Source organism: Curtobacterium sp. APC 4022 (genome assembly GCF_030407555.1).
GTDB lineage: Bacteria > Actinomycetota > Actinomycetes > Actinomycetales > Microbacteriaceae > Curtobacterium.
Genome location: NZ_JASDDD010000026.1, coordinates 31,514 through 43,090 on the forward strand (window position 1 = coordinate 31,514; position 11,577 = coordinate 43,090).

11 protein-coding genes and 1 rRNA gene are annotated in these 11,577 nt (G+C 70.8%); all 12 read right to left on the reverse strand.

Going from position 1 to position 11,577, the window contains the following annotated elements; all coding sequences use genetic code 11:
- Nucleotides 1-11 precede the first annotated feature (11 nt).
- The 12 genes from arfB to rrf all read right to left on the reverse strand — a co-directional run bounded on the left by arfB (nt 12) and on the right by rrf (nt 11,383).
- Nucleotides 12-437, reverse strand: coding sequence for an alternative ribosome rescue aminoacyl-tRNA hydrolase ArfB (gene arfB, locus QL987_RS09930; RefSeq protein WP_290157496.1), 426 nt, complete (start codon nt 435-437; stop codon nt 12-14).
- 45 nt (nt 438-482) lie between these two features.
- The gene (locus QL987_RS09935) at nt 483-1,475 is read right to left on the reverse strand and encodes a site-specific tyrosine recombinase XerD (RefSeq protein ID WP_290157497.1); all 993 of its coding nucleotides are present in this window, start codon (nt 1,473-1,475) and stop codon (nt 483-485) included.
- Between the two features lie 53 nt (nt 1,476-1,528).
- Entirely contained in the window at nt 1,529-2,098 is a 570-nt protein-coding gene (locus QL987_RS09940; RefSeq protein WP_290157498.1) for an NUDIX hydrolase, read from the reverse strand.
- Nucleotides 2,099-2,221: 123 nt separating this feature from the next.
- Nucleotides 2,222-3,934, reverse strand: coding sequence for a CTP synthase (locus QL987_RS09945; RefSeq protein WP_290157499.1), 1,713 nt, complete (start codon nt 3,932-3,934; stop codon nt 2,222-2,224).
- A gap of 204 nt (nt 3,935-4,138) precedes the next feature.
- Nucleotides 4,139-5,830, reverse strand: coding sequence for a DNA repair protein RecN (gene recN / locus QL987_RS09950; RefSeq protein WP_290157500.1), 1,692 nt, complete (start codon nt 5,828-5,830; stop codon nt 4,139-4,141).
- Between the two features lie 113 nt (nt 5,831-5,943).
- The gene (locus QL987_RS09955; RefSeq protein ID WP_111076141.1) at nt 5,944-6,867 is read right to left on the reverse strand and encodes an NAD kinase; all 924 of its coding nucleotides are present in this window, start codon (nt 6,865-6,867) and stop codon (nt 5,944-5,946) included.
- Nucleotides 6,864-7,676 (reverse strand): TlyA family RNA methyltransferase, encoded by an 813-nt coding sequence (locus tag QL987_RS09960; RefSeq protein ID WP_290157505.1) that lies wholly within the window; start codon nt 7,674-7,676, stop codon nt 6,864-6,866. The genes QL987_RS09955 and QL987_RS09960 overlap by 4 nt, the downstream gene beginning before the upstream one ends.
- A gap of 244 nt (nt 7,677-7,920) precedes the next feature.
- A complete protein-coding gene (locus QL987_RS09965) occupies nt 7,921-8,322 on the reverse strand; it encodes a hypothetical protein (protein WP_290157501.1) in 402 nt (133 codons plus the stop codon).
- Nucleotides 8,323-8,332: 10 nt separating this feature from the next.
- The gene (locus tag QL987_RS09970; RefSeq protein ID WP_111076139.1) at nt 8,333-9,301 is read right to left on the reverse strand and encodes an HAD-IIA family hydrolase; all 969 of its coding nucleotides are present in this window, start codon (nt 9,299-9,301) and stop codon (nt 8,333-8,335) included.
- 37 nt (nt 9,302-9,338) lie between these two features.
- Entirely contained in the window at nt 9,339-10,169 is an 831-nt protein-coding gene (locus QL987_RS09975) for a hypothetical protein (protein WP_290157502.1), read from the reverse strand.
- Nucleotides 10,097-11,152 carry a hypothetical protein gene (locus QL987_RS09980; RefSeq protein WP_290157503.1) on the reverse strand — a complete coding sequence of 352 codons (1,056 nt, stop codon included), beginning with the start codon at nt 11,150-11,152 and terminating at the stop codon, nt 10,097-10,099. Before QL987_RS09980 ends, QL987_RS09975 begins: the two co-directional genes overlap by 73 nt.
- A 114-nt stretch (nt 11,153-11,266) precedes the next feature.
- Nucleotides 11,267-11,383: ribosomal RNA gene (gene rrf / locus QL987_RS09985) — 5S ribosomal RNA — on the reverse strand.
- Between the last annotated feature and the right edge of the window lie 194 nt (nt 11,384-11,577).

The following is an 11,577-nucleotide window of genomic DNA, read 5'->3' on the forward strand; positions in this document are numbered from 1 at the left end:
TCGGGCGTCGGTCAGTCGTCCGACGGCCGCCGACGCTGCTGCTTCGTGGCGGACCGCTGCTGCTTGCCCGCCAGGCGTCGGCGCTGTGAGCCCCGTGTCGGCCGGGTCGGACGCCGTGCCGGGGCCGGCGGGGCGAGCGCTTCCCGCAGGAGCTCGCGGAGCGCGTCGAGCGCAGCCTCACGGTTGCGCAGCTGCGACCGCCGCGCGGACACCGTCACGGTGATCGCTCCCGCGGCAGCCGTCCGCCGACCGGTCCGCTCGAGGATCCGCGTCCGCTGCTCCTCGGTCACCGCCGACGACCCCGCGACGTCCCAGGTCAGCTGGACACGACTGTCCGAGGTGTTGACGTGCTGGCCCCCGGCGCCGGACGACCGCGAGAACCGCCACTGCAGTTCCGACTCGGGGATCGTCAGCCCCGGCCCCACCTCGAGGTCCATGCGCCAAGGTTGCCACGGTCCGGGCGCCGCGGCCCCCCGCTCCGCCTACCGCCGCGCCCGCGGGTGTGCCGTCTGGTACACGTCCCGCAGCATGTCCGCCGTCACCAGCGTGTAGATCTGCGTCGTCGCCACACTTGCGTGCCCGAGCAGCTCCTGCACCACCCGGACGTCCGCGCCGCCCTCGAGCAGGTGCGTGGCGAACGAGTGCCGGAAGGTGTGCGGCGACACGTGCGCCGCCAGCTCGGCCCGCTCCGCCGCCGCCTGGATGACGAGCCAGGCGCTCTGCCGCGACAACCGGGCTCCGCGGGCACCGAGGAACAGCGCCGGCGTCGCGGACCCCCGGACGGCGAACACCGGCCGGGCCCGCACCAGGTACGCGTCGACCGCAGCCCGGGCGTAGCTGCCGAGCGGCACGATCCGCTGCTTGTTCCCCTTGCCGGTGACCCGCACCACGGAGACGTCGGTGTCCTCGTCCGAGACCTCGTCGACGTCGGCGAGCGTCGTCACGTCGTCGACGGAGAGCCCCACCGCTTCCGAGATGCGCGCCCCGGTCGCGTACAGCAGTTCGAGGAGCGCCCGGTCCCGGAGCTGCACCGGGTCGTCGCCCACGACGGAACCGATCAGTCGCTCCATGTCGTGCACGGAGATCGCCTTCGGCAACCGCATCGGTGCCTTCGGCGGGCGGACCGAGGCACCAGGGTCGAGCGGCAGCCAGCCCTCTCCCGCGGCGAACGCCGAGAACGAGCGCACCGAGCTGAGCATCCGCGCGACCGACCTCGGCGCCAGCGGCCCCTCCGGACGGGTGGTGAGGTACTGCACGAACCCGGCGAGGTCCGCGCGCGCCAGACGTCCGACGTCCTCGAGCACCCCGGCCCCGCCGGCACGGTCTGCGCCGCTGGAGGCGACGACCGGCTGCGTGCCGATCCACTCGCCGAACGTCGCGAGGTCGCGCCGGTACGCCGAGAGGGTGTGCGGCGACAGCCCCCGCTCGATGGCGATGTGCCGCAGGTGGTCCTGCACGGCACGCTCGAACGGCATCACCCGACGAGGCTACCGGGGACGAGACCGCCGAGGCGGACCGGCCGAGCCCGCTAGCGGCGCTCGGCGGCCTCCACCGCGAGCGTCGCCACGATGAGCGCCGAGTTGTGCAGTCGTCCCTCGAGGATCCCGGCCACGAGCTCGGTGCGCGGCACCCAGCGGATCACGATGTCGGCCTCCTCGGCCTCCCGCTCGAACGCCGACGAGGTCGCCCGCACCCCGGTCGCCCGGAACACCTCGATGAACTCGTTGCTGCCGCCCGAGGACGTGTTGTAGCGGACCAGGTGCTCCCAGTGGTCGGCCTCGACGTCGGCCTCCTCGGCGAGCTCGCGCTTCGCGGCGGTCAGGTGGTCCTCGCCCTCGTGGTCGAGCAGCCCGGCCGGCAGCTCCCAGTCGCGCACCTGCACCGGGTGACGGTACTGCTGGATGACCAGGACACGGCCGTCCTCGTCCTCCGCGAACACCGCGACGGCGCCGGTGTGGTCGATGTACTCGCGGACCATGTCCGTGCCGTTGTAGTCGACGGTGTCACGGGTGATGTCCCAGACCGCACCCTCGAACACCCGCTCGGAGGCGGTCACGTCGAAGGAGGCGGGTTCGTCGGCGATCGGTGCGTCAGTCACCTCGCCATCCTGCCCCACCGTCGACGACGAGCGTCCAGCGCGGCGGACGACGGACGGGAGGCTCCCCACCTGCTGGTGGGGAGCCTCCCGTCCGTCACGTGGTCGCGACCGCGACCCGCCGGCTCAGGCGACCGCTTCGGTCTCCGGGTCGAACAGGCGCGTCGACTCGTTGCGTTCGATCGCCGCACCGACGAGGCCCGCGAAGAGCGGGTGCGCGCGGTTCGGACGCGAGCGGAGCTCCGGGTGTGCCTGGGTGCCGATGTAGAACGGGTGCTCCGCACGGTCCAGCTCGACGTACTCGACGAGGGTTCCGTCGGGCGAGGTGCCGGAGAAGACCATGCCTGCGTCCGCGATCTGCTCGCGGTAGTGGTTGTTGACCTCGTAGCGGTGACGGTGGCGCTCCGATGCCTCCGTCGAGCCGTACAGCTCGGCGGCGAGGCTGCCCTCGGTGAAGTGCGCCGGGTACATGCCGAGGCGCATCGTGCCGCCCAGGTCGCCACCGGCGATGATGTCCACCTGCTCCGCCATCGTCGCGATGACCGGGGTGGAGGTCTCCGGGTCGAACTCGGTGCTCGAGGCGTCGAGCAGGCCGGCCTCGTGGCGGGCGTACTCGATGACCATGCACTGCAGGCCGAGGCACAGACCGAGCGTCGGGATGGCCTGCTCACGGGCGAACTTCAGCGCGCCGAGCTTGCCCTCGATGCCGCGGATCCCGAAGCCACCGGGGATGCAGATGCCGTCGACGTCGCCGAGGTTCTTCGCCGCGCCCTCCGGGGTGAGGCACTCGTCCGAGGCGACCCACTTCAGCGTGACCTTCGCGGTGTGGGCGAAGCCGCCGGCACGCAGCGCCTCGGTCACCGACAGGTAGGCGTCGGGCAGGTCGATGTACTTGCCGACCAGGGCGATCGTCACGGCCTTCTTCGGCTCGTGCACCGCGGTCAGCACACCGTTCCAGCGCGACCAGTCGACGTCGTGCGCCTCGAGGCGGAGGGCCTCGATGATGACCTGGTCGAGGCCCTGGTCGTGCAGCATCGTCGGGATGTCGTAGATCGACGGGACGTCCACCGCGTTCACCACGGCGTCCTCGTCGACGTCGCACATCAGCGCGATCTTGCGCTTGTTGGCGTCCGAGACGGGGCGGTCGCTGCGGAGCACGAGGGCGTCCGGCTGGATGCCGATCGAGCGGAGCTGCGCGACCGAGTGCTGCGTCGGCTTCGTCTTCTGCTCACCCGATGCCGCCATGAACGGCACCAGGGAGACGTGCACGAAGAACACGTTGTTGCGGCCGAGCTCGTGGCGCACCTGCCGTGCCGCCTCGATGAAGGGCTGCGACTCGATGTCACCGACCGTGCCGCCGACCTCGGTGATGATGACGTCGGGCTGCGGGTCGTTCTCGGACTGCTCGCGCATCCGACGCTTGATCTCGTCGGTGATGTGCGGGATGACCTGGACGGTGTCGCCGAGGTACTCGCCACGACGTTCCTTGGCGATGACCGTCGAGTAGACCTGGCCGGTCGTGACGTTCGCCGACTGCGCCAGGTCGATGTCGAGGAAGCGCTCGTAGTGCCCGATGTCCAGGTCCGTCTCGGCGCCGTCGTCGGTCACGAAGACCTCGCCGTGCTGGAACGGGTTCATCGTGCCCGGGTCCACGTTGAGGTACGGGTCGAGCTTCTGCATGACGACCTTGAGGCCGCGTGCCGTGAGCAGGTTGCCGAGGCTGGCCGCCGTCAGGCCCTTGCCGAGAGACGAGACGACCCCGCCGGTCACGAAGATCTGCTTCGTCACCTTCGGGGTCGTGTTCGAAGAATTGGTTCCGCCGCTGAGAGTGTCCGCCACGGGATTCCATCGTACGTCAGAAGTGCCGGGAGGCGCGACCCGCGTTCGCCGGGCGCGTTGCGTCCGGCGCGTTGCGTCCGGCGGCGGCGCACCCGGGTGAGGCGCGCCTCCCGGCCGGTGCTGGGACCGGTGCTCGCGCTGGTGCTCCCGGGCGGTACTCCCGGCCCGCGCTCGGACCGGTGCTCGCGCTGGTGCGGGGACCGGTCAGGCGGAGCGGCCGGCGACCTCGAGGAGCTCGCGTGCGTGCTCCATGCCGCTGGCGCTGTCGCCGAGGCCGGAGAGCAGCCGTGCCATCTCCTGCAGTCGGTCGTCGCCCTCGAGGCGGCGGACGCTCGACGAGGTCACCGCGCCGCTGGCGTCCTTGACGACGTTGAGGTGGTTGTTCGCGAACGCGGCCACCTGCGCCAGGTGCGTGACCACGATGACCTGGGTCCGTTCGGCGAGCGCCGCGAGACGTCGGCCGATCTCGATCGCGGCCGCACCGCCGACACCCGCGTCGACCTCGTCGAAGACGAAGGTCGGGACGGTGGTGCTGCCAGCCATCACGACCTCGATCGCGAGCATCACACGCGAGAGCTCACCACCGGACGCACCCTTGCCGATCGGCCGCGGGTCGGTGCCCGAGTGCGGCTGCAGCAGGATCGCGACCTGGTCACGCCCGTGGCGACGGAACTCGCCGGCGTCGGTGACCTCGACCACCAGGGTCGCACCGGCCATCGCCAGGCTCTTCAGCTCGGCGGTGACCCGCTTGGCCAGTTCCGTCGCCGCCTTCGTCCGCACCTTGGTCAGGGCGGCGCCGGCGGCCTCGAGCGCTGCCCGGTCGGACTCGACCGACTGCTGCAGCTGCGCGATGCGGTCGTCGTCGCCGTCCAGCTCGAGGAGCCGGTCGGAGGCACGCTGTCCGGCGGCGATGACGTCCTCGACGCTCTCGCCGTACTTCCGGGTCAGGCCGGCGAGCAGAGCCCGTCGTTCGTTGATGAGTTCGAGGTCGTGGCCGGCCTCGGGTTCGAGCGAGCCGATGTAGCTCGACAGCGACGCCGAGGCCTCACTCGCCTGAATGCCCAGCTCGGTCAGTTGCTCCAGCACCGGCTGCAGCGCCGGGTCGACGCTCGCGACGCGTTCGATCGCGCGCCGGGCCGACTCGACCAGGCCGATCACGTCCGGGCCGTCGAGCGACTCACTCGACACGGCCTCGTGCGCCAGGCCGGCGGACAGTCGGAGGTCCTCGAGGTTCCCCAACCGCTCCGCGCGTTCGGCGAGCTCGGTGTCCTCGCCCGGCTGCGGGTCGGCGGCCTCGATCTCGGCGGAGGCTTCACGGAGGCGCGCAGCCTCGGCGAGCCGCTCGTCGCGGTCACGGGTCAGCGTCTCGAGGTCGCCCGTGTGCTGCTGCCAGGCGTCGTACACGGCGACGTACTTCGCCAGGGCCTTCTCGACCGCTGCGCCGCCGAACCCGTCGAGGGCGGCACGCTGCGCGGCTGCCGAGGTCAGGCGGATCTGGTCGGACTGCCCGTGCACGGTGACGAGCTGGTCGGCGAGTTCGCCGAGCACCGCGACCGGAGCGGTCCGGCCGCCCACCGTTGCACGGCTGCGGCCCTCGGCCGAGACCGTGCGCGTCAGGATGAGTTCGCCGTCCTCGACCGTGCCCCCGGCGTCCTCGACCCGCTCGGCGACGGCCGCGTGGTCGGGCAGGTCCCAGCGACCCTCGACGACGGCGTTCGGTGCACCACGGCGGACCGAGCCGGCGTCCGCACGGGCCCCGAGGAGCAGGCCGAGCGCGGTGACGATCATCGTCTTGCCGGCGCCCGTCTCACCCGTCACGACGGTGAAGCCGGGGCCGAGCTCGAGCGTGGCGTCGCCGATCACGCCGAGGTCGGAGATGCGGATTTCCTCGATCACTGGATGTGCTCCTGCTGCTGGTTCACGTCGTGGTGCCGGTGCTCGTGCTCATGCTCGTGCTCGTGGGGGTACTGGTGGTGTTGCCCGGGGCTTCAGGCAGCCGAGGGTCCGCGTCACACGTCCTCGTCGTCACGCTGGGGCCCGCGCCAGCCCGCCACCGGCAGCCGGAACTTGGCGACCAGGCGATCGGCGAACGCGGCGTCCTTGATCCGGGCAACCCGCACCGGCTCCGGCGAACGGCGCACCTCGACGCGGGCTCCGGGAGGCAGGTCGTGCGTTCGACGCCCGTCGCACCACAGGACGCCCACACCGCTCGTGCGCCGGAGGACCTCGACGGCCAGGACCCGGTCCGGGCCGACCACGATCGGTCGGGAGAACAGGGCGTGGGCACTCAGCGGCACCATCAGGATCGCGTCGACGTCCGGCCACACCACGGGGCCGCCGCCGGAGAAGGAGTAGGCGGTCGACCCGGTCGGGGTCGAGAACACCACACCGTCACACCCGAAGGACGACAGCGGACGGCCGTCGACCTCGGTGACGACCTCGAGCATGCGCTCGCGAGAGGCCTTCTCCACCGTCGCCTCGTTGAGCGCCCAACTGGAGTAGACGATCTCGTTGCCGACGACCACGTCGACCTGCAGGGCGACGCGCTCCTCGACCTTGTACTCGCCGGTCAGGGCGCGCTCGACCGTCTCGGCCAGGCCGTCGCGCTCGCTCTCGGCGAGGAACCCGACGTGCCCCAGGTTGACGCCGACGATCGGTGCCTTCGTTCCCCGGGCCAGCTCGGCTGCGCGGAGGATCGTGCCGTCGCCACCGAGGACGATGACGATCTCGATCTCGTCCGGACGCACGTCGACGCCGAGGATGTCGACCTGACCGACCGATGCTTCGGCCCGGCGGATGTCGGCGTACTCGTCGAAGGGCATCACGGGGGTCAGACCGGCGTCGTGCAGGATGTCGCACACCTCGACCGCGGCGTCGATCGAGTCGCGCCGTCCGGTGTGCGAGACCAGCAGGATGTGTCGTTCGTCGCTCATGGCGCTCCCTCTGCCAGTTCCGTCGCCCGGAGGATCCATTCTGTCGGGTTCTCCCCGGCACCTCGCTGGAGACGCGCGAGGTACTCGTGGTTGCCGTGCGTCCCGACGATCGGGGACGCCGCCACGCCCGCCGTTCCGAGGCCCAGGTCCCAGGCGGTCCAGAGGACGTTCATGAGCGCGTCCTGCCGCAACGACGCACTACGGACGATGCCCTCGCGGATGCCGGTCCGGCCGACCTCGAACTGCGGCTTCACCAGCAGGACGAACTCGTCGGCCGGCACCGCGGCGACGAGGGCGGGCAACACCATGCGGAGGCTGATGAACGACAGGTCCCCCACCACCAGACTGGTGCGCTCGGCAGCGGGGTCGAGAGCCAGGTAGTCGTCGCGCGTGAGGTTCCGGGCGTTGACCCCCTCCACGACGGCGACCCGGTCGTCGATCGCGATCGCCGGGGCCAGCTGACCGTGACCCACATCGAGGGCGATCACCCGCGAGGCACCACGTGCGAGCAGCACCTGGGTGAACCCGCCCGTCGAGGCTCCGACGTCCAGGACCGTCCGGCCACGTGGGTCGACTCCGAACGCGTCGAGCGCGCCGACGAGCTTCAGCGCGGCGCGTGAGACCCATTCGTCCTCGGCGTCCACCACGATGTGCGAGGAGGCGGTGACCGGGGTCGAGGCCTTGACGACCGGGACCCCGTCGATCGTGACACGGCCGGCCAGGATGAGGGCGGCCGCGGCGGTCCGGGAGCGCGCGAGACCACGCGCGGGGATCGCGGCGTCGAGGCGCATCGTGGCGGTCGACGGCATCGCGGTGCTGGTGCTGGTGCTGGTGCCGGCGCTGCCCGTGCTGCTGTCGGCGCCGACCGTGCTGCCGTCAGCGCTCACCGTGCTGGTCTCGGCGCTGGCCATCGGGTCGGTCCCGGCCGTGTGGTCGGTGCTGGCTACGTGCTCGGTGTCGTTCGTGGGGGACGTCCCGATCGTGGAGGTCGTGCCGGGAGCGATGTCGGCCCCACCTGCTGTCTCGCTGACGTGGTCGGCGGTGTCCCCGCGCTCACCCACGAGTGTCCCCGCCCTGTTCGAGCCGGGTCCGGAGTTCGTCGTGCAGCGCCGCGAACGCGTCCGCACGATCCGCCAGCGGCAGACGCTCGACCCCTGCGGCCCGACCACCCACGGTGTCGACGCCGGACTCGATCAAGACCTCCGCCGCGCCGTCTGGGTCGTCACCGCTCCGAACGGCCGAGGCCGAGGCCGAGGCCGAGGCCGAGTCAGCGTGCAAGGTCCAGGCCGCGTCCGCGGTCACGGCCGCGTCGGCGCCCGGGATCGTCTCGACGCCGCGCAGACCGCCGGGCGTCGGGCGCGGCGGTCCGGGAACAGCCCGCGACTCGGTCGGCGCGCCGGTCGACCGGCCAGCGGAGGGAGTGCCCGTCACGTCGTCGCTCCGGGCTGGTTCCACGCCGGTCACGCTACTCGCCGCCGTACAGCGCCGGGTCCACGTCGAGGCCGTAGATGGCCAGGCCGGAGTCCCAGATCGCGGTCGCACCGGCGCGCAGCAAGTCCATCTCGTCCGACCCGACGTGCTCGGCTCGGACGACGTGTCCGCGCATCGAGACGATCGACTCCCCGACGGTCACGCGACGCGTGCCGTCCGGGTCCTCGCTGCGGATGGTGTCCGGGTAGGGCTCGTGCAGTCCGCGGAGGTCCTTGAGCACGTAGGTCGGCCGCGAGCGCTGGTCAGCCGCCAGCACCTGCTTCGGCTGGTCGATGCCGGTCAGCACGAGCACGCTCGGGATGCCGGCGTCGTTCGCGCCCTTGATGTCCGTGTCCAGACGGTCCCCGATGAACAGCGGACGCTCGCCACCGAAACGTGCCAGGGCCGCTTCGAAGATCGGTCGCTCGGGCTTCCCGGCCACGACCGGCATCCGGCTCACCGCCTGGTGCACCGCTGCCACGAGGGTCCCGTTCCCCGGAGCGATGCCACGCTCCACCGGGATCGACCAGTCCATGTTCGTGGCCACCCACGGTACGGAGGCATCCGCCAACGCGAAGGAGGCTTCGGCGAGCTGCTTCCACCCCAGGTCTGGCGAGAACCCCTGGATGACCGCTGCCGGGTGGTCGTCCGCGCTGTCGGTCACCACGAACCCGGCCTGCTCGACGATCGTCGTCAGTCCGAGTCCGCCGATCACGAGGACGGTCGATCCTTCCGGAACGAGGGTCGCGAGCAGCCGAGCCCCCGCCTGGGAGGAAGTGACGACGTCGTCGGCGGTCACCTCGAGCCCGTACTGCTCGAGGTGTTCGGCGACGTCCATCGGACGCCGCGAGGCGTTGTTGGTGATGTAGCCGACGCGGGCCGACGTGGCGGCCTGGTTGAGGGCCTCCACGGCGTGTGGGATGGCGTTCCGTCCCCGGTAGACGACACCGTCGAGGTCGGTCATGACCACGTCGATGCCGTCGACCGGGGTGCGCGGAGTCTCAGCCGGCTGCGGAGCCGTCGATGTCGCGGGGGTTGTCTTCGTCGATCTCGCCGGGCTGGTCCCCGGCGTCGTCGGAGTCGTCGTAGAGGTCGTCGTCCCCGAGGGCGCTGACGTACCCGTTGCCCGGCTCGGCGTCCCCGAGTTCTGCGTCATCGAGCTCGACGGACTCGTCGTCTCCGGACTCGTCGTCGCGGGACTCGTCGTCTCCGCGCTCGTCGTCTGCGGGCTCGTCGAACTCGTCGACTTCGATCGCTTCCTCGACCACATCCACTGTCTCCCAAGCATCGTCTTCGGCGGCTTCCGCGAGGGCTTCGGCCGCGCGGTCGACGCGGGCCCACCACTCGTCGGCCTCGTCCTGGCGACCGAGCTCCTCGAGCGTGGCCGCGTAAGCACTGTAGAGCGCCGGCGACCAGCTGTAGGCGGTCGAGGGGTCGAGCTGTGGAATCTCCAGCTCGCCCAGCGCGGCTGTGGGATTCCCGAGGTCCAGACGTGCTCCGGACATCGCGATCGCGAGTTCGACCTGCACCGGCGTCTCGAGTGCGGCGCGGTCGACGGACCGTCCGAGCTCGAGGGCACGCTCCGGGCGCCCGAGCCCGCGCTCGCAGTCGACCATCATCGGGAGCTGGTCGTTGCGGCCGGAGATCCGTCGGTACGTGCGGAGTTCTCGGAGCGCCGTGGCGAAGTCGCCGAGACGGTACGCCGTGATCGCGGCGGTCTCACGGACCACAGCCACGCGGCCGGCTCGGCGTGCAGCGCTCAGCGCGTGCTGGTTCGCTTCCTCCGGATCGGAGTCGACGAGGAGCGCCGCGGTGATGAGGTGTCGCGCCACCCAGTCAGCGTTGTCCTTGCTGAGGGTCTTGAGCTCAGCACGAGCGGCGGGGTGGAGGTCTCGGGCATCGATCTCGTCCGGGATCTCGGGGTCGTCGTGACGCGGGCGGATCGAACGGGTGCCGTACGGGTCCCGGTCTTCCCAGTCGTCCCGAGCGGCCTCGCCGAAGCGGGCGCCGGCCGAGCGGTTGCCGTCGCCGAACCGCTTCCGATCGGCTCCACCGTCGCGGGAGGGGCGGTCGTCATTGCCACGGAACGGACGGTCGTTGCTACCACTGCGAACGGGCCGATCTCCGTCACGACGGGGACGGTCATCGTTGCTGCGGAAGGGCCGGTCACCGTCACTACGGGGACGGGGACGGTCATCGTTCCCACGGAACGGACGGTCACCGTCACGACGGGGACGGTCGTCGTTCCCACGGAACGGACGGTCACCGTCACGACGCGGACGGTCGTCGTTCCCACGGAACGGACGGTCGTTGCTGCCACCGCGAACGGGCCGGTCGCCATCACGACGGGGACGGTCATCGTTCCCACGGAACGGACGGTCACCGTCACGACGGGGACGATCGTCGTTCCCACGGAACGGACGGTCACCATCACGACGCGGACGGTCAGTTGCGGGCCGGTCAGATCGCCACGAAGGACGGTCGTTCCGGGCTCCACCTTCGCGGAATTCACGGCCGGACGGGCGTCGGTCCGTGCTGTCGCCGCGAGGACGATCCCCACGAGGGGCCCCACCACCAGCACGACCACCTTCACGTCGTTCGAAGTCACGCGGCCCAGACGACCAACGACCGCTGTCGCCTTCGCGTCGAGGTCGATCCGGACGGTCTCCGTCACGCCCGTCTCGCCGCTGTTCGTCGTCGTTCGCCACCGTAGCTCCTCGTTGCGTGCCGAAGACTCGTGTCTCGGCGATCGTCCGCTGTGTCGTTGTGTCGTGCTGTGGCAGCCCATGCTGCCCTTGTTGGTCCAGTCCATCATGAACCGGGCGCAGAGTCGACCTCGTGCGCCTGAGATGAAACAGAAAATGGCCACCGGCCCTCACGAGAGCTGTTGCTCTCGATGGAGGGCCGGTGGCCACATCATTGAAAAGAAGTCCGGCGGCGTCCTACTCTCCCACAAGGTCCCCCTTGCAGTACCATCGGCGCTGAGAGGCTTAGCTTCCGGGTTCGGAATGTGACCGGGCGTTTCCCTCTCGCTATGACCACCGGAACACCATCGACCCGAAACGGATCAAACAGGTTCCAGCCATCCCCCACCAACGGTTCGGTGTCAACACTCCCGCCGAAACAGGGTTGATGACACCCCACACCGGTGGGGTAGCTGAACTATTCAGTTTGATTCCCGATCGTCTGTCGGGAACCACAAAGTGGACGCGAGCCCTGACCCGTAAAGGGTCAGGAAAA

Bases quoted from the DNA above. Each gene is read 5' to 3' on its own strand.
- arfB (WP_290157496.1), bottom strand. From the start codon at position 437: ATGGACCTCGAGGTGGGGCCGGGGCTGACGATCCCCGAGTCGGAACTG.
- QL987_RS09935 (WP_290157497.1), bottom strand. From the start codon at position 1,475: ATGCCGTTCGAGCGTGCCGTGCAGGACCACCTGCGGCACATCGCCATC.
- QL987_RS09955 (WP_111076141.1), bottom strand. From the start codon at position 6,867: ATGAGCGACGAACGACACATCCTGCTGGTCTCGCACACCGGACGGCGC.
- QL987_RS09960 (WP_290157505.1), bottom strand. From the start codon at position 7,676: ATGCCGTCGACCGCCACGATGCGCCTCGACGCCGCGATCCCCGCGCGT.
- QL987_RS09970 (WP_111076139.1), bottom strand. From the start codon at position 9,301: ATGACCGACCTCGACGGTGTCGTCTACCGGGGACGGAACGCCATCCCA.
- QL987_RS09980 (WP_290157503.1), bottom strand. From the start codon at position 11,152: ATGATGGACTGGACCAACAAGGGCAGCATGGGCTGCCACAGCACGACA.